Below are 17,698 nucleotides of genomic sequence, written 5' to 3'. Positions count from 1 at the left end.
CGACCGCTCGACCGCCCGGCACCCAGCGCCCTGTCAGGCTTCGCCGCGCCGGGACCAGGTCCCCCTACCGCCGGCTGTCATCAGCGTGTTGACGATGTGTGACCGGTTGCGGCCGCCCCGAAGCAGCCGCTCGGCCGCCAGGCCGAACGCCAGCGCAGGTCCCACGAGACCGAGGGTCTCGCCGGTGCCTAGCGCCAGCCCCGCGCCAGCGAGCCCGAGGCCCGTCTCGGCCGCGGCCCAGGCGAGCCGCCCGGGCCGCTCTCCGGAGGCCGGCAGCTTCCGCCGGACGGCTCGGAGCAGTGAGGGGAGGGCGTCGTCGGCCGCCGCCGCGTCCCCGGCGCGCAGCGCCGCCTGGAAGGCGTCGCGCCGACGGGTCACGACCTTGTCCTGATGGATCTTCGCGATGTCCTGCCAGCCCAGTTCGGCGACCGCCGCGAGGTTGCCCGGGGCCATCCCGTGCTCCGCGGGGGCTGTGGCCCCGGGGCCGGCGGGCTCGAAGAGCGCGTCCGTGGGACGCCCGAGGTAGAGCCCGATGTCGGCCGCTTTCGGGAGCGACCGCGGGGAAGCCCCGTCGGTGCCCAGCGTCCGCTGCACCGCTGCGTTCCAGGCCTGCGTCGCGGTGTTCCACATCGCCGTCCTGTGTGGCGGGTCCGTCGCGTCTAGCTGGGCGAGGAGCACGGCCCTGCGGTGCCGGTTCGACGGCTCCACGTGCTCGTCGAGATAGGCGAGGGTGCGTTCCACCGGGGCGTAGTCGTGGCTGGGGAGCCCCGGCAGCTCCGCCACCTCCTCCAACACGTCGCGGTACGAGCAGGGGCGCGTCACGGCGCTCGTGCCCAGTGGCACTCCCGCCTCGCGGGAGAAGTGATGCAGGGTCCACGCCACGGCCTCCAGCCTGCGCCGGATCTCCCCGCCCTCCTCGTACCGTGCGCCCAGTGCGGTACCCCGCGCGAACAGCGGCCCGGGATTCGCCTCCCCGCGCTCCAGAACGGCTTCGGACAGCCTGACCAGGGGCTCCGCCGTGTCGAACGAAGACGAGAGCCAGCCGGGCTCCAGGGCGCGGTGCAGGCCGGTGGTGACCAGGGCGAAGGGGTCGCTGCCGGCCGGAGCGGCGGTGGTGCAGCGCAGGAACGACGGGCAGCCGCGCACGAAGGACCGGAAGTCCTCGGTCTCGAACAGCGCTTGTACCGCATGGCTGTCGATGAGCTGCACGTCGCTCAGCACCACCGTGTGCCCTAACAGGGCATGGATCTTCAGCATGACGGCCAATGACGTGTCCTGCGGACCCCACCCGGACACGCGTAGATGCTCACCATCAAGCCAGTGGGCATAGATCTCCATGGTTCCCCCTTCCCCGCCGAGCGAGGGGCTCCCCCTCGGCAGCAGACCCTACGGTGAAGAAGCCAACTCTGCTAAGTGCCTGGTCGGTTGGGGCCCGGGCGCACACCCCGCACTGCCCCAGACCCAGACCGAGACCGAGACCGAGTCCGAGACCGAGACCGTGACCGTGACCGTGACCGTGACCGTGACCGAGACCGCGATGGCATAGCCACAGCGCGGCGGAGATCCCGAGGTGGCTTTGTCCACGAGAACGGGTTCTGGCACAAGTCCTGACGTGGCTCGGTTCCGCGAGATCCTTGCCCAGGTGCTTGCCTACGGGCGGGCGGACGCCGTGCCCACGCGGCTGGCCGTCGGACGCAAGGGGTGGGGCCAGCTCAACGATTCCTCCCCGACACTGCCTGAGTCGATCACCCACATAGCTCAAAAGTGGGGCCACTCGAAACCGATCTGGTGAGGCCAAACCATGCTGTCGAAGACCCCGACCGGAAAAACCTCTCAGTATCCCCAGCCGGCGTAGATGGTGACGTTCTCGCCGTTGTCCCTGGCTCCGACGCACACGTCACGCCAGTCGAGCAGCCAGCCGCTGGAGCGGCAGCTCTCCTGCTGGAGGCCCAGTTCGCGGATGATCTCCGGGCGGGACAGGCCGTCCCGGCTGGTGACCGTCGCGACGCGCCAGCAGCCGCCGGAACCGCAGCTGGTGCCTTCGGTGACCATGCTGATGCCTGGCGGCAATGAGGGGAAAGTCTTGGACGGCGGGGCTTCCGAGCCTTCGCTGATCATCAGCGCATACAGGAGGCCGGCCACGAGGGTGAGAGCGAACTGCATCCCGAGGAAGCCGATCGCTCCGTTGCGGCGGACAGTCCATTGCGGGGGAGGGGAGTTCTCGTGCCGGCCTTCCAGTCCCGCGCCGCAGGCGATGAGCACGGGCGCCAGGGCCGTGAACACCAGATGGGCGTCGGGCCTGGGGGCGTGGATCCAACCGTGCTGGACGCTGATCAGCAGACTGGCTCCGGCGAGCAGCGCGCCGCCGATAGCGAAGCCGACAGGGGGGGTGCGGGCGATCGTCGTCCAGACGACGGCGGGCGCGACGGCGAAGAGTATCCCCAGGACGGTCAGCATGTACGGGGGGACGTGCGGCCTCGAGCACCCGGTTCCACGCGGCCGGGGCTCACCTCAGGCCCGCACGCCGGTCGTTGATGAAGTTCTCGACGGCACCCGGGACCACATCCTCAAGAAGACCAAGCAGTACGGCAGGCAACCGTCTCCCTCGAAGCACCCGCCCGGGGCCGACCAGGCCACACCGGCCGCCTCGGGCCCGCAGCGGCCCCGGCCACCAGCCGGCTTGAGCGCCCCCTTCGTGCCGTTGCCATCGCGGCGCCCCGCGCAAACCCACCCCGCGTCGGGTGGAGAAGCGAGCGGCCGGGAGGTCCGGAAGGGCGGCGCCGCCAAGGGAATCGGTACGAATGCGGTTGAAGTTGCCCGTGAGACTGCCGCCGAGGGGGGTAGCAGCACCCATGCTGCTACCTACCCCTGCTGCAGCAGAACGTCGGGGTCGGAGGGCATTTCGGGTCGCTTTCCAGGAGTTCTGGCGCCGCCTTCGTTCACGCAGGAGCTGCTGGCGATGCCGAGGCCCTGAATCTCGTTGCAGCAGGCGGTGTCCGGTCAGGTCTGAGCGGAGAGAGCACCTGTTCCGCTCACGTGGCGAGGGCGAGGTTGTGCATGTGGGCGACGGCCTGGACCGCGTGATGGAGGTCGTCGCCGCGCTGTCGGCAGCCGCGGAGGATCTTGTAGTGCTTCATCCGGGCGAGGGCGTGCTCGACACGGGCCCTGACCCGTCGGTGCTCAGGGTTGTCCTCCTCCTGGCCGGCCAGCAGGGCCCGGCCGGGTCGTTTACGGTGCGGGACTACGAGCCCGGTGTTGATGAAGGCGCCGTCGCCCAGCACGGTCACGCCTTCGCAGTGCCGGGCCAGGCCGGAATCGAGCCACGCTTTCGCGTCTGCGGTGTTACCGTGCACCGGCCGGGCCGCGGCGATCACCAGCCTCGTGTCGGCATCGATGATGACCTGCACGTTCGCCGAAGACCGGGGGTTGCGCGAGGACGCTCCGACCTTCCGGTCACGGACCGGGACGAGGGTGCCGTCCACGATCCACCACCGTTCCACCGCGTCGGCGGGACGGGTGGCCTGCTCGATCGCCAGCAGCGGCCGCAGCCGCTGGATCACCCGGCACACCGTCGCCGGCGAGCAGCCGAACGGTGGCGCGAGCTGCCGCATGGTGAGGTTCGTGCGGTAGTAGACGGCCACCAGCAGCACCCGGTCGGCCGGCGGCAGGCACCACGGCCGGCCACCACCGGGACCGTTCCCGCCCCGCTCGCGAACCACCTTCACCAGCCGCTCGAACTGCCGCATCCGCAGACCCGTGAACATCGAGCTCACCGGCCGCTGCTACACCAAGGCGCGGCGCGCGCCCCTGGTCCACGGCGTGATCCGGGACGTCAACGGCGGCCGGGGGATCCGGCTGCCCGGCGGCCCCCTACACCCTGACCCAGCTCGCAGGGATCGTCGTCCTGATCCTGACCCGCCCGCGGTGGGGCGGCTCGATGCTGCCGGTGGCCGAGGCGGAGATCCTGTGGATCTACGGTCACAGCGCGCGCCGCGGGCTCGTCGAGCCGTTCCCTGACGCGCACCGAGTCCCCGGTCCGCGGCCGCGGACGGAATGTCGTGTCTACGGGTACTTCGCCGCCTGGCAGACGGATGCGGCCTTCGAGCAGCTCAACGGACTCCTGCGACGACTGGTCCGGGAAGCAGAAGGCCGCGACGCCGAGCCCAGCGCCTGCGTCCTCGACGCCCAGAGCATCAAGACTTCAGCGAACGTCCCGGCCGCCAGCCAGGGCATCGACGCGGGCAAGAAGATCGCAGGCCGCAAACGCCACATCGCCGTCGACACTCTAGGCCTCCTCCTGGCCGTGCTGGTCACCGCAGCCAGCGTCTCCGACAACGCAGGCGGCATCCAGGTGCTCACACAGATCGCCCAGGCCTGTCCGCACGTCACCAAAGCCTGGGCCGACACCGGATACGGCACCCAGGCCATCGATGACGGCGCCCGCCTCGGCATCACCGTCGAAGTCGTCCACCGCGAGCCTGGCCAGAAGGGCTTCAAGGTCATCCCGCGGCGCTGGGTTGTGACGCGAACGTCCGACTGGCTCATGCACCACCGCCGCCTGGTCCGCGACCACGAAACCCCACCACACCGCTCTGAAGCCATGATCACGCCGGCGATGATGGACCTGATAAGCCGTAGGCTGACCAGGAAATCCACCCCGAACTGGCGCGATACCCGAACTCCCCGTGCGTCAATGGACCGGGTGGGATCGCTGGCTCGGGCCGGGAGGGTCAAAGCTCACCCCGTTCTCGTCGAGTGCGTTGAAGACAGTCACGCGACCCGTCTCGAAGGCGAAGCTGATGTCGACGTTTCCTTGAGCGACGTCCCCGCCCATCCACTCGAGCAGTTCGGCCCCCTTGAGTGGCAGCCCCCGCAGAGCCTGCAGCCCGGGAAAGGGCTCGGGGCGCCACTGCAGGTCGAAGCCGGCCACCGGACGGGATCGGTGGGGTCGATCATGTTCCACGTCAGGGCGAGATCGCCCAGCTTGTGATGGTTGATCTCGACCTGCTGACCATCGAAGTCGAACAGCACAGGGCAGTCGCAGAACCAGGCGTCATCCCTGAGATCCCAGACCATCCAGACTCTCGTGAGCGTCCGGCCAGCGAGACCACGCAGACGATGCCCATGCTCCTGCACGACATGACGACGGCCGTCCAACCATACCGGCTGGTAGCCCGCGATGCCGAAATCGAACATGAGGTCATCTTGCCAGAGGCGCCCCAACTCGGAGCAAAGCAGTCCTGAGCGGCGCCCAACCGCCGACTTCTCAAACGGCCCTGCCGGGATGAAACGCTCTTTAGCCGGCCGGCGGGATGACCATCGCGCGAGGTGCCCGGCCCACTCCGTGCGGCCGGGCACCTCGTCGCGGGTCGGATCAGGCCGCTGTCGCCCGATCCGGATCGTCAAGGAGGGTGTTGACCCTCAGCCACCGGTAGCCGTACGCGTCCAGCGCGACATCGACGACGCCGGCGGCCGCCGACTTGAAGGTGTCACCGGTGAAGACATCGGTGAGCAGCCGGCCGCCCCTCAGCCCCGGGACCTCGACGGAGGCGGTGACGGACCGCTCGGAGAAATTGTGCAGCACGAGCACCGCGCCGCCCTCCAGCGAACTGAGGTGGACCAGCACGCCCGGATCGTCCACGTCGATGACCCGGTAGTCGCCCCAGGCCAGCTCGGGGGTCTCCCGGTAGCGTTCGATCAGCGTCCGCATCCGACCCAGTGGCGAAGCCGGGTCGTGCGCCTGGTCGTGCACGTTGACCTTCGTCGGGCCGAACGCACCCGTCACGACGGGATTGGGCAGTTCCACTCCTTCCCCAGCGGTGAAACCGCCACTCTTGTCGGGCGTCCACTGCATCGGGGTGCGGACGGCCTGCCGGCCCTCGGCGGCGAGGTTCTCGCCCATGCCTATCTCCTCGCCGTAGAACAGCACCGGTGTGCCGGGCAGGGAGAAGAGCAGGCTGTAGGCCAGTTCCACGCGCCGCCGGTCGCCGTCGACCATCGGCGGCAGGCGGCGGCGCAGGCCCCGGTCGTAGAGCTGCATGTCCTTGTCGGGGCCGAAGGCGGCGAACACCTCGGCGCGCTCGTCGTCGTCGAGTTTGTCGAGCGTGAGCTCGTCGTGGTTGCGGACGAACGTCGCCCAGTGCGCGTCGCGGGGCGCCGCGGGGCGCTCCCGGAGAGCCGCCGCCAGAGGGGCCGCCTCGCCCCGCGCCATCGACAGGTACATCTGCTGCATGCCGATGAAGTCGAAGCACATGGTCAGCTCGTCACCGCGGGAGGACTCCGAGTCGCCGAAGAACTTCGCGGTGTCCGGGTAGGGCAGGTTCACCTCGCCCAGCAGCACCGCGTCACCGCTGCGACGTCCGAGGAAGGCTCGCAGGTCGGCGAGGTACTCGTGCGGGTCGGGCAGGTGGTCCGCGTCCTCCTGGCCGTCGGTCTCCAGCAGGAACGGCACCGCGTCGACCCGGAATCCCGACAGTCCGAGCTGCGTCCAGAAGCCCATGATGCGCGCTATCTCGTCACGGACCGCCGGGTTGGCGACGTTGAGGTCGGGCTGCTGCTTGTAGAACCGGTGCAGGTAGTACTGCTCGGTGGTCTCGTCGTACTCCCACACGCTCTTCTCGGCGTCGGGGAAGACCACACCCTCGGGGCCGTCCTCCGGCGGGCTGTCGCACCAGACGTACCAGTCGCGGTACTTCGACGTGCGGCTGGAGCGGGCGTCCTGGAACCACGGATGGTGGTCGGAGGTGTGGTTGACGACCAGGTCGGCGATGACCCGGATGCCCCGGTCGCGGGCGGTGCGCACGAACTCGGTGAAGTCGCCCAGCGTGCCGAGCCGGGGATCGACGGCGTAGAAGTCGGTGATGTCGTAGCCGTCGTCGCGCTCCCGCGTCGGGTAGAACGGCATCAGCCACACGCAGGTGACGCCGAGGCGCACCAAGTGGTCGATGCGCTGTGTCAGGCCCGCGAAGTCGCCGGTGCCGTCGCCGTCGGAGTCCTGGTACGTCTCCACGTCCAGGCAGTAGACGACCGCGTTCTTCCACCACAGGTCGGAGGTGCGGGTCAGCCTCATCGGACACCCTCCGCGACGGCGGCCGGGGGCCGGGTGACATCCAGCTGCGGCAGCACCTTCGCGCCGAACGCGTCGATGAAGGCGCTCTGCTCCTTGCCGACGTGGTGCAGCATGACGGCGTCGAAGCCGAGGTCGGCGTACTCCTGGAGCCAGGCCGCGTGCCGGCCGAGATCGTTGGAGACGTTGACGGACTCCGCGACCCTGTCCGGAGAGACGTGCTCGCTGACGTTGTCGAACAGCTCGGCGGAGTCGAGGTCCCAGCTCGCCGGCGGCCCGTGCACGTTGGTGCGCCACTGGTCGTGGGCGAGTTCCTGGGCGGTTTCCAGGTCGGGGGCCCAGCTGAGGTGCACCTGGAGGTGCAGCCGACCGACGCCACCCGCCGAACGGTACGCGTCCACGATCCGGCGCAGTGTCTCGTGCGGCGCGTTCACCGTGATCAGGCCGTCCGCCCACTCCGCGCACCACCGCGCGGTCGCCTCGCTGCACGCGGCCCCCACCAACGGTGGCACCGTCTCCGGACGGGTCCACAACCTGGCCCGGTCCACGGTCACCAGCCCGTCGTGGCTCACCTCCTCGCCGCGAAGCAGCGCCCGGATGATGTCGACGCACTCGCGCAGCCTCGCGTTCCGGACGTCCTTACGCGGCCAGCGGTCGCCGGTGATGTGCTCGTTGGACGCCTCACCGCTTCCCAGCGCCGCCCAGAAGCGGCCTGGGTACATCGCGGCGAGGCTGCCGATCGCCTGCGCGACGATCGCCGGATGGTAACGCTGGCCCGGGGCGTTCACCACTCCGAAGGGGATTCTGTCGGTGGCCTGGAGCGCCGCGCCGAGCCAGGACCAGGCGAAGCCGGACTCACCCTGCCGGGCGCTCCACGGTGAGAAGTGGTCCGAGCACATCGCGGCGGTGAAGCCCGCGCCTTCCGCGCGCACGACGGCTGCCAGCAGGTCGGCGGGAGGTACTTGTTCATGGGAGGCGTGGAATCCGTAGACGGTCATGGGATCCGCGTACCCGGCACCGGAGGGATCATCGGTCGCCGTCCCCGCCCGCTCGGCTCAGTCGTTGCGCCGGTGCACCCGCGCCTCCCACGGGGCAAGCACCAGGCGGCCGGGCCGCGGGGGGAGCGACGGACCGTTGCCCATGACGAGTTCGGCGCCGTCCCATCCGGCGGGCATCACGGCGGAGGCGGTGTCGCCGGTGAAGTTCCCGACGACCAAGAGCACCGTGCGGCCGTACCGGCGGGTGAACGCGTAGATCCGCTCGTCGTCCGGCAGCAGCATCGTGAAGTCGCCGTGGACGACCGCCGGTTCCTGGTGCCGGAGGGCGATCAGCCGACGGTAGTGGTGGTAGACGGAGTCGGGATCCGCGAGGGCCGCTTCGGCGTTGACCTCGGTGTGGTCCGGGTTGACGGAGATCCACGGGGTGCCCGTGGTGAACCCCGCATGCGCGGACGCGTCCCACTGCATGGGTGTACGGGCGTTGTCGCGGCCCATCGCCCGTAGTCCCGGGAGGACGTCTTCGGGTTCCGCCCCCGTGCGCAGCGCCTCCGCGTAGTGGTTCAGGGACTCGATGTCCCTGAAGTCCTCGATGGCGCGCAAGGGCGCGTTGGCCATGCCGAGTTCCTCGCCCTGGTAGATGTACGGCGTGCCCCGGTACAGGTGGAGTACGGTCGCGAGCATCGTCGCGGACCGGGTCCGGTGGCTTGGTCCGTCGTCACCGAACCGGGAGACCACCCGGGGCTGGTCGTGGTTGTTCCAGTACAGGCTGTTCCACCCGACGTCGGCGAGGCCGGACTGCCAGCGGCCGAGCGAGGCCTTGAGGTCGGTGAGCCGCAGTGGGCGGGGATCGAACTTGCCCCGCCCGTGGTCGAGCCCTACGTGCTCGAACTGGAAGACCATGTCGAGCTCGGCACGCGCCGGGTCGGTGAACAGGCGGGCCTGCTCGACCGTCACCCCGGGCATCTCCCCGACGGTCAGCAGCCGGCCCGGGTACCGGGCGAACACCTCGCGGTGCATCTCCTGGAGGTAGTCGTGTATGCGGGGTCCGCAGACGAAGTAGGGCGAGCCGTCACCGTACGGCCCCTGTTCGTGCACCTCGCCGTCGGGGAGGGCGGGGTCCTTGGAGATGAGGTTGACGACGTCCATCCGGAAGCCGTCCACGCCCCGGTCCAGCCACCAGCGCATCATCGCGTACACGGCCCGACGCATCCGGGGGTTCTCCCAGTTGAGGTCGGGCTGCTTCGGCGAGAAGAGATGGAGGTAGTACGCGTCGCTCGCCGCGTCCAGCTCCCAGGCGGAGCCGGAGAAGAAGGAGCCCCAGTTGTTGGGTTCGCGTCCCTCACGTGGCGGACGCCACCAGTACCAGTCGCGCTTCGGGCTCGCCGGGTCGCGTGACTCCTGGAACCACGGATGCTCGTCGGAGGTGTGGTTGACCACCAGGTCCATGACGAGCTTCATCCCGCGCTCGTGCACGGCGCCCAGCAGCCGGTCGAAGGCCGCCAGGTCACCGAAGACGGGGTCGATGTCCTGGTAGTCGCTGATGTCGTACCCGTTGTCGGCCTGCGGGGACGGGTTGACGGGCGACAGCCACAGCACGTCGACGCCGAGCCCGGACAGATGGTCCAGGCGTCCGGTGAGACCGTTCAGGTCGCCGACGCCGTCACCGTCGGAGTCGGCAAAGCTGCGCGGATAGACCTGGTAGACCACCGCGGACCGCCACCACGCGTCCTGGGCGTGCCCCATGTCGTCGGCTGCCATCGGTGGACTCCTCTCGCCCGGGGTGGGGAACGTGAGTCTCCTTTCCCCGAGGGCCGAGGTCATACCGGCCAGGGCGGCATCGCCGGCCGGGCGCCCCGGCTCCGCCGGGACGAACCGACCCGCTGAGGCCCATCCCTGCGCGCACCGGCCGGCTCCTTCTCGGCGAACTCCCGCGCGAGGTATGGCGGACCTCGCCCCTCAGCGGTCCCGTACCGGAGGGCACAGCGGTCCGCTTCGAATTGGCAGGGGCCCCTTCTCATTCTGTAACGAGCAGTTACAGGTAGCCCGACTCCGCACCCGTGGCCCGATCCAGCCGATCTTCACTCCCGTCCTCGGAGCAGCTGAACCAGTCGATGCATGCAGTCGCAGCCCCGTCCCTGCTGCAATCTGAGGGGAAGGAGCCTGGCTCCTGCTGTCTCGCAGCACCGCGCGACCTGGGTTCTGGATGGATGCGGTGCCACCTGACAGCAAGGGGCGATTGCCTTCAGTCGCTGCACTCCAGTCGCAGCGACTGAAGAGGAGTGACCGTCGCTTCACCCAGTCGCTGACAAAGAACAGCAGGTCAGAGGGACAATGGGCAGGTATGCAGCGACTGAAGCGACCGAAGTTCTTCATATCAGCTACGTAGATCGCGCGTGTGCGTGTCATATATGGGCGTCTACAGTCGCTTCAGTCGCTGTTCTACAGAGTCCACGGCCTCTGACCTCATCTTTTGTCCAGCTACTCGCGGCAGCGACTGAAGCGACTCAGTCGCTGCCGCCGGCTACCGGAACGACTCGCCTGACTCCAGGTCATCGGCTCGAACGGACGTTTTCGCCAGGCTGTCTCCGTTGTTGAGTTGCTTCAGTCGCTACCGGGGGAACGAAACGCCTGCTGACCTGCGGGTTTCCTCCAGCGACGCGATGGGGTGGGGGACGCCGAGCCGCAGGGCGAGAGCCCAGACATTGCCGAAGGGGAAGACGAAGGCCAGGGCCGCGATGACCGCCATGACCACGGTCACGGTGCGCCGGGTGAACCGTTCCTCCGCCATGCCTGCAACCTCTTTTCTGGCGTAGACCTTTCGGGGTCACTTGGTGAGTGGGGACAGGGGTCTTGCCGTCCGACTGGTCGAGCGGAGCAGAGCGTCCAGGCACAGCTCCGGGTCGGCGGTCAGGTGTGAGGTGTCCTCGGGGACGCGGGCGGCGTCGGCGTCGGAGACGTAGGGGTGCGGATGCGGGTGTAGCCGGGGCGGCCCTCCATGGCCATCACCGCGACGCCGACGTAGGCGGCGTCTGCAAGGTGATGTCCAGGGAGCCGTCGGGGTTGGTCCGCATGCCGCTGCGGTCGCCGATCGCGTACCGGTTCAGCGGGTTGTCGGCGAAGAGATGGCGCTCGTTCATGATGGTGAGGGACCAGAAGCCGTCGACGGGCGGGATCTGAGCGGCGTCGGAGTGCAGCACGTAGGAGTGGGCACCGTCGAGAGGCCGGCCGTCGCCGTCGTGGGTGGCGTGCGGGTACAAGGTATCGGCGTCGGGGTTGGTCCCGTACCCGACCAGAGTGATGACCGCGAGCTTGGCGTAATCGGTCCCGTATTCCTGCCGTTGGCAACAACGGGGCGCTCGTCCGTGAGATCTCCCCGCGCCATGGACCACGATCATCCACAGCTCAAGATCCACTTTCCTGCACGGCCTAGTTGTATTGACCCGCAGCGTTGTTGACGCGGGTGATGGGCGGGTGTCCGTCGAGTGCGGTGTGGCAGCGGTGGTGGTTGTAGGTGTGGAGGAAGTCTGCCAGGGCTTCGGTCCGCTCCGTGTTGGAGGTGTAGGGCTTCAGGTAGGCCCATTCGTCGAGCAGGGTGCGGTTGAAGCGTTCGGCTTTGCCGTTCGTCTGCGGCCGGTAGGGCCGGATCTTCTTGTGGCTGATGCCGGCTGCGGTGAGGTTCTGGGTGAACTGCTTCGACTTGTAGCAGGCGCCGTTGTCGGTCAGGACGCGTTCGACGGTGATGTTGTGTGCCTGGAAGAATGCGTTCGCCCGCTGCCAGAAGGCGATGGCGGTGTGCTGGCGCTCGTCGGGCAAGACCTCGCTGTAGGCCAGGCGGGAGTGGTCGTCCACGGCTGAGTGAATGTAGCTGTAGCCGATCACCGGAGTGGAGCTCTTGCGCTGGGTCGTGGTGGCCTGGCGATTGCGGTCACCGGCCGTCCTGCCGACGGTTCGCCATCCGCCGCCGTCGGGGATGTTGCCGAGCTTCTTGATGTCGACGTGGACCAGCTCGCCGGGCGCGGCGCGTTCGTAGCGGCGGATCGGCTCGCCGGTGGGCCGGTCGAGCCAGGCCAGGCGGTTCAGGCCGTGCCGGACCAGGATCCGGTGCACGGTCGAGGCGGGCAGGCCCAGGATCGGGCCGATCCGTGCGGGGCCGAGCTTGCGGTCGGTCCTTAACCGGCAGACCCGCGCCTCGAGCACGGCGGTGGTCCGGCGTGGGGTTGTGCGGGGCCGGCTGGAACGGTCGGCGAGGCCCGCGTCGCCCTCGGCCCGCCAGCGGCGGACCCACTTGTGGGCCGTGGGCCGGGATATGCCCATCTCCGCGGCAACGTGCGCGACCGGGCGGCCCGCCAGGACACGCTCGATCAGTAGCCGCCTGCCGTGAACCGTCAGCCGGGCATTACGGTGGGACACGAAGACCTCCGTGTGTGGTGTGGAGCCTAGACACCTCCACCACACCGGAGGTCTTCGCCATGATCAAGACCACCACTGTTAACAACGTTCGTGATCAATACACCTAGTCACCCAGCAACCGCCACGCTGTCAGGGCCACACGCGCCCTGGTCAGGCCTGTCGGGGTGGTGAGGTCCACGGACAGGGCTCTGCCGATCAGGTCGATGCGGCGGGCCACGCTGCTGTGGTGCAGGTGCAGGATGTCGGCGGCCCGGCGCAGCGACCCCGTCGCGCAGTACGCCTCCAGCGTGTCCAGAGTCTCTCGGCTCTCTCGGCTCTCTCGGCGCTCCCGGCTCTCCCGGGCCTCCTGGGTCTCTTCCTCGGGGTTCCCCGGGTCTCCGGCCACTCGGATGAGTGCCGCGACGTCGGGGTTGTCGCGTAGCACCTCCCTCGGCACCTCCGCGAGCAGCGCCAGCGCGCCCAACTCCGCGTGGTCGATAACTTGTTCGCGCGCGGTGGTGAGACGCAGGGCGGTGCGGGCTTCCCGCCACGCCAGGTCCGGCTTGTCCGCCGCGCCGATGCCCGCGCGCACGCCCGCGGGGAACAGGGTCCGGTCCACGGCCGAGGCCAGGATTACGCCGACTGTGCCGATCCGCGCCGCCTTCACAGGCCGGCCGGGGCAGACGACTCCGCCCACCTGGTCGAGCGGCAGTCGTGGCGACCGTACGGCGGCCACCCGGACCGGCGGCCCGGCGGCGAACCCGAGAAGCCGCAGCGCCCGCGCACGGGCCGCCTCGTCGGTCTCGGCGCTGATGACCAGCTCGACGAGCGCGGGGTCCGCCATGGTCGTACGGGCCGGACCGTACCGTTCGACGGCCCCCGCCACGGCGAGGGCCAGCCGGTCGAGCAGCACCTCGTCGAGCGGTCCGGCCGGGCCGGACCGCTCCAGCCACACCCTGCCGATCTCCTCCTCGTCGAGGACCACCGGGGCAGTGCCGGACGCGGGCCCCGCCGGGCCGGCGGCCTCACGGCCGTCCGGCGCGACGCGGATCGTCCGTCCGGTGCCGTGGAGTCCCACGCCGGTGACGCACTCGGCGAGACCGGCCGAGGCCCGGGCGAGCGCGGGAAGGTCCACGCGCCTGCGCATCAGGGTGTCGTAGAACGCGACGATGCGGAGCGCGCCTTCGACGTGCGGATCGAGTCCGGACAGCCGTACGGCCAAAGCCTCCATGGCAGCAGGATAGGAGGACGGGCGGGCGGAGGGCGGGCGCCGATCGGCGCGCGATCGGCCTCGGATGCCCGACGGACGGCGGACGACCCGCCGCGGGCGGTTCCCCGAGGATGATCGTCATGGACCCCGAACTCGAAGCTTTCGTACCGTTCTTCCCCCGTACCGGCCTCACCGACCCGGTCACCGCGCGGAAGAACTTCAGCCAGCTGGCCGCCGCCGTACCGGTCCCCGACACCACGGGCATAGAGGTCGAGGACCACACGGTTCCCGCCGATTCGCCCGTGCCGGTACGGGTCTACCGCCCGCACCAGGCCCAAGGCGCCGTCATCTGGCTGCACGGTGGCGGATTCCTCATGGGCGACCTGGACACCGAACACCCTTGGGCCGCCCGCATCGCGGCCTCCTCCGGCGCTGTGGTGATCTCGGTGGGCTACCGGCTCGCCCCCGAACACCCCTACCCGGCCGCCCTGGACGACGCGTACGCCGTGCTGGAGTGGGCCACCGCACACGCGGCCGAACTGGGCGTCGAGCCCGACCGCATCGCGATCGGCGGCCACAGCGCGGGCGCCAACCTCGCTGCCGCGGTGACCCTGTGGGCCCGCGACCGGCAGGGGCCGCCGATCCGTTTCCAGCTGCTCAACCAGCCGGGTCTCGACGATCGGCAGGACTCGTGGTCGGCGGTGAACTTCACGGACACGCCGTGGTTCTACCGGGAGAAGCTCACGGCCTCGTGGCGGTACTACCTGGGCGGCGGCCCGGCGACCCCGTACGCCGCCCCGGCCCGCGCCGAGGACCTGACCGGCCTGCCTCCGGCATACCTCGCCACCGCCGAGTTCGACCCGAACCGCGACGAGGGCATCGCGTACGCGCTGCGCCTGCTCCAGGCAGGGGTGTCGGTCGAGATCCACCAGTGGCCCGGCACCTTCCACGGTTCGCAGGCGATCCTCTCCGCCGAGGTCTCGCAGCGGCAGAACGCCGAACTCGGCGCCGTCCTGCGCCGGGCCCTGGCCGGATGAGGCCGACCGGACGAGCTCCCAGCGCCCACCCCCCTCGCGTGCCGTCGCACCACCCGCACCCTCCCGTCGCACCCGACCGAAGGAGTACGTACGCCGTGAAACTCCGATCGAAGATCCGCCTCTCCCTGATCGCCGGCGTGGCCGCGCTCACCGCCTGCGTGGGCACGGTCGCGGCCGCCCCCGCCCCGCAACCGACGACGGCCGGGACGGCGTCCGGGGCGGCGGCGACGCCGAACCGCGTCGAGCCCGCACGGCTGCGCGCCGCCCTGGACGCCGTCCACCGGGCGGGCGTCCCCGGGGTCTTCGGCGAGGTGCGGGACGCCGACCGGACCTGGCGCGGGGCCTCCGGGGTCGCCGACTTCGCCACCGGACGGCCCGTGAGCCCCGACATGCGCCAACGCGTCGGCAGCATCACCAAGACCTTCACCGCTGCGGCCGTCATGCAGCAGGTCGAGCGGGGCCGGATTCGCCTCGACGCGCCCGTCGGCGACTACCTGCCCGACCTCGTGCCGGGGGAGCGGGGCAGGAGGATCACCGTCCGGATGCTCCTCAACAACACGAGCGGCATCCCCGACTACATCCCGTACGCCTTCCCCTCCCTCCAGCGGAACTCACCCACCAGCCTGGACGACAACCGCTTCCGCGAGTTCCGGCCGGCCGAGCTGATCGCGCTGGGACTCGCGGCGCCGCCCGCAGGCGAACCCGGCGGCCCCACGGGCGTCTACTCCAACACCAACTGGCTGCTGCTCGGCCAACTCCTGGAACGGGTCACCGGAACCACCGCCGAGCGCTACATCACCCGACACGTCATCGACCGCGCGGGGCTGCGGCACACCCGGTTCCCGGACGGGCCGACGATCGACGGGCCGCACGCGCGCATGTACGAGTCCCTGTGGGGCCTGCTCGAGCCGCCGCGCGACTACAGCGTCTACAACATGTCGTGGACGGGCACGGGGGCCGCTCTCATCTCCACGATGGATGACCTCAACCGCTTCTACGCGCGGCTGCTCGACGGCAGGATCGTCAGCCGGGCGTCCCTGGCCCAGATGCAGCGCACGGTACCGGTCCGCGCACTCGACGGAACGATGATCGAATACGGCCTCGGGCTGCACAAGGTCGTCATCTCGGACTGCGGCACTTTCTGGGGCCACGACGGCACGGTGTGGGGAGCCGGCACGATCTCCCTGACCCGGGCGGACGGCGGCCGCCAGATGTCGATGGCGGTCAACCTCCAGCGCTGGAACCCCCGGAGCGCGGCGGGAACCCCGCAGCCCCACCCCATCGACACGGCCCTGAAGACGCTGTACGACCGGTCCCTCTGCGACGCGTAGCCCGCGTGCGGCGCGAGGCACCGAGGCGCACCGGGAATTCCGGTGCGCCTCCCCGGGCGCCCGCATAGCCTCCCCGGCATGTCCCTTGAGATGAACGTCGCCGTACGCGGTCTGCTCGACGCCCCGCACATGGCCGTGCTCGCCACGCTCAACCCCGACGGGGCCCCGCAGAGTTCGGTGGTGTGGGGCAGCCGCGACGGCGGAGAGTTGCTGATCTCCACCACACAGCGCCGGCGCAAGGCCCGGAACATGCTCCGGGACCCGCGCGTCGGCCTGACGGTCTTCGACCCCGCCGACCCCCGTCCAAGCGGGAGGGTTGTTCTGTCCGTGAGGGGTTTGTCTCGCTGCGAGACAGTTGTGGTGTCTTCTGGTCCGCGCGCTCCGCGTCGGCACGACTGGCCAGTGCCGCGTCAGCCCGCGTTCGGCTGGGGCGCCGCGGACAGGCTCTGCTTGACGTACCTGCTGGTCTCGTCGGCGAGGATCTCCAGCAGGCCGGTCTCGATGCCGTACAGGGCCTGGGCCGCGACGTCGGCGGCGGCGACCTTCTGATCGGCGGGCACGCCGGCGGCCATGTCGGTGTCCATGTAGCCGACATGCAGCGCCGAGACGGTGATCCCGCGCGGTGCCAGTTCCTCGCGGCTCGCGTCGCTCAGCGCCCAGGCGGCGGCCTTGGAGGCCGCGTAGGAGCCGAGGCCGGCCGGGTGGAACCAGGACAGGGCGGACAGGACGTTGAGTACGGCGCCGCCGCCGTTGCCCTCGATGACGGAAGCGAAGGCCCGTGTGGTGGCGAGCGGGCCGAAGAAGTTGGTCTCCATCTCGCGACGTACCTCGTCCAGGTCGCTGCCGACCAGCGTCGCGCCGGTGGAGATGCCCGCGTTGTTGATCAGAAGCGTCGCGTCGGCGGCGATGCGGGCGGCCTCCCGTATCGACTCCTGGTCCGTCACGTCGAGGCGCAACATCTGGTGCGCACCGCGATGTCCGGCACGACACTCCGTGCGCACCACCTGGCGATGGCTAGCACTGTCGCACACACTCGGTGCACCGCACCTGATGTTCGCCACCGCACCGGTGCGCGCACCCTCGGCCTGACCCCTTGACCAGGTCGGCCTGGTAAGAGCGGCACCGTCACCGGCGAATTTCGCGGGGTGACGCGGACCCCGGGCGACGCTGACCGAACGTGGTGTCCAGGGCGCGGGCGAGGTGACCAGCTGGCGGAGCTGGGATCGGGCGGATGTGCTGCAGGGCATCGAGCCCTACCCGGTACTCCGCGGCCTCGCCCGAGCCCCCCTGGTGAACGAGGTCTGGGGGCAAGGCCTCCAGGAACTCTTGCTCCCGCACCTCAGCGGAGCTGCTCAGCTTGTTCTTTATCTACCAAGATCTTCCGGGCTTGCCGATGGCCTTGAGGGTCTCGGGGCGTTTGACGGTTTTGCCGACGTCGTAGCGGGGTGCCCGGTGTTTGTTCTTGGTGCCGGGTGGCCGTCCGGGGCCGGTTCCTCGGGGTTTGGGAACACGGGTCGGGCAGGCGAGGTGAGCGCGGATGTTCCTGAACCCTCGGCGGACCCGGGCCGGGGTTAGGGCCTGTTGCGAAAGTTGATCTTTGCGTGCGGTGAGGTAGGCGTGATGGTCGGGCTCAGGTATCGTCCGTCTCGGCTGCAATCCCGGTGCTG

13 protein-coding genes and 4 pseudogenes are annotated in these 17,698 nt (G+C 69.9%); 5 read left to right on the top strand and 12 right to left on the bottom strand.

Annotation, left to right across the window (positions count from 1 at the left end):
* Nucleotides 1-33: 33 nt before the first annotated feature.
* The 3 genes from ACFWV2_RS28315 to ACFWV2_RS28305 all read right to left on the bottom strand — a co-directional run bounded on the left by ACFWV2_RS28315 (nt 34) and on the right by ACFWV2_RS28305 (nt 3,764).
* Nucleotides 34-1,257, bottom strand: a complete 1,224-nt coding sequence (locus tag ACFWV2_RS28315) for a hypothetical protein (RefSeq protein ID WP_384409101.1) — start codon at nt 1,255-1,257, stop codon at nt 34-36.
* A 576-nt stretch (nt 1,258-1,833) separates the two neighbouring features.
* Entirely contained in the window at nt 1,834-2,457 is a 624-nt protein-coding gene (locus tag ACFWV2_RS28310) for a hypothetical protein (protein ID WP_384409099.1), read from the bottom strand.
* Between the two features lie 575 nt (nt 2,458-3,032).
* Nucleotides 3,033-3,764 (bottom strand): transposase family protein, encoded by a 732-nt coding sequence (locus ACFWV2_RS28305; RefSeq protein ID WP_384409241.1) that lies wholly within the window; start codon nt 3,762-3,764, stop codon nt 3,033-3,035.
* A 296-nt stretch (nt 3,765-4,060) separates the two neighbouring features.
* Between ACFWV2_RS28305 and ACFWV2_RS28300 the strand changes: the two are divergent.
* Together ACFWV2_RS28300 and ACFWV2_RS28295 are read left to right on the top strand one after the other, a co-directional pair.
* Nucleotides 4,061-4,675: pseudogene (locus tag ACFWV2_RS28300) on the top strand (IS5 family transposase); the annotation flags it as partial.
* A 314-nt stretch (nt 4,676-4,989) separates the two neighbouring features.
* Entirely contained in the window at nt 4,990-5,244 is a 255-nt protein-coding gene (locus tag ACFWV2_RS28295; RefSeq protein ID WP_384409097.1) for a hypothetical protein, read from the top strand.
* 130 nt (nt 5,245-5,374) lie between these two features.
* Here the strand turns inward: ACFWV2_RS28295 and ACFWV2_RS28290 are convergent, their stop codons facing one another.
* The 7 genes and pseudogenes from ACFWV2_RS28290 to ACFWV2_RS28260 form a co-directional block, all read right to left on the bottom strand.
* A complete protein-coding gene (locus ACFWV2_RS28290; RefSeq protein ID WP_384409095.1) occupies nt 5,375-7,069 on the bottom strand; it encodes an alpha-amylase family protein in 1,695 nt (564 codons plus the stop codon).
* Nucleotides 7,066-8,064 (bottom strand): TIGR03885 family FMN-dependent LLM class oxidoreductase, encoded by a 999-nt coding sequence (locus tag ACFWV2_RS28285; protein ID WP_384409093.1) that lies wholly within the window; start codon nt 8,062-8,064, stop codon nt 7,066-7,068. The genes ACFWV2_RS28290 and ACFWV2_RS28285 overlap by 4 nt, the downstream gene beginning before the upstream one ends.
* 57 nt (nt 8,065-8,121) lie before the next feature.
* Nucleotides 8,122-9,822, bottom strand: coding sequence for an alpha-glucosidase (locus ACFWV2_RS28280; protein WP_384409091.1), 1,701 nt, complete (start codon nt 9,820-9,822; stop codon nt 8,122-8,124).
* Between the two features lie 892 nt (nt 9,823-10,714).
* Nucleotides 10,715-10,852: pseudogene (locus ACFWV2_RS28275) on the bottom strand (SpdA protein); the annotation flags it as partial.
* A gap of 214 nt (nt 10,853-11,066) precedes the next feature.
* Nucleotides 11,067-11,321: a DUF1214 domain-containing protein gene (locus ACFWV2_RS28270; protein WP_384409089.1), complete on the bottom strand. Its 255-nt coding sequence runs from the start codon at nt 11,319-11,321 to the stop codon at nt 11,067-11,069.
* A gap of 169 nt (nt 11,322-11,490) precedes the next feature.
* Nucleotides 11,491-12,474, bottom strand: a complete 984-nt coding sequence (locus ACFWV2_RS28265; RefSeq protein WP_384409087.1) for an IS481 family transposase — start codon at nt 12,472-12,474, stop codon at nt 11,491-11,493.
* A 103-nt stretch (nt 12,475-12,577) separates the two neighbouring features.
* Nucleotides 12,578-13,684 carry a helix-turn-helix domain-containing protein gene (locus ACFWV2_RS28260; protein WP_384409085.1) on the bottom strand — a complete coding sequence of 369 codons (1,107 nt, stop codon included), beginning with the start codon at nt 13,682-13,684 and terminating at the stop codon, nt 12,578-12,580.
* Nucleotides 13,685-13,803: 119 nt separating this feature from the next.
* On the opposite strand from ACFWV2_RS28260, the gene ACFWV2_RS28255 reads away from it, so the two are divergent.
* The 3 genes and pseudogenes from ACFWV2_RS28255 to ACFWV2_RS28245 all read left to right on the top strand — a co-directional run.
* Nucleotides 13,804-14,700: an alpha/beta hydrolase gene (locus ACFWV2_RS28255; RefSeq protein WP_384409083.1), complete on the top strand. Its 897-nt coding sequence runs from the start codon at nt 13,804-13,806 to the stop codon at nt 14,698-14,700.
* Nucleotides 14,701-14,795: 95 nt separating this feature from the next.
* Nucleotides 14,796-16,031 carry a serine hydrolase domain-containing protein gene (locus ACFWV2_RS28250; RefSeq protein WP_384409081.1) on the top strand — a complete coding sequence of 412 codons (1,236 nt, stop codon included), beginning with the start codon at nt 14,796-14,798 and terminating at the stop codon, nt 16,029-16,031.
* Nucleotides 16,032-16,109: 78 nt separating this feature from the next.
* A pseudogene (locus ACFWV2_RS28245) lies at nt 16,110-16,325 on the top strand (pyridoxamine 5'-phosphate oxidase family protein); the annotation flags it as partial.
* 116 nt (nt 16,326-16,441) lie between these two features.
* Here ACFWV2_RS28245 and ACFWV2_RS28240 read toward each other — a convergent pair.
* Nucleotides 16,442-17,278, bottom strand: coding sequence for an SDR family oxidoreductase (locus ACFWV2_RS28240; protein WP_384409079.1), 837 nt, complete (start codon nt 17,276-17,278; stop codon nt 16,442-16,444).
* A 121-nt stretch (nt 17,279-17,399) separates the two neighbouring features.
* Nucleotides 17,400-17,612: pseudogene (locus ACFWV2_RS28235) on the bottom strand (transposase); the annotation flags it as partial.
* Nucleotides 17,613-17,698 lie beyond the last annotated feature (86 nt).

Source organism: Streptomyces sp. NPDC058671 (genome assembly GCF_042716475.1).
In the GTDB taxonomy this organism is placed as follows: Bacteria; Actinomycetota; Actinomycetes; order Streptomycetales; family Streptomycetaceae; genus Streptomyces.
This window is presented reverse-complemented; position numbering and strand designations above follow the sequence as displayed.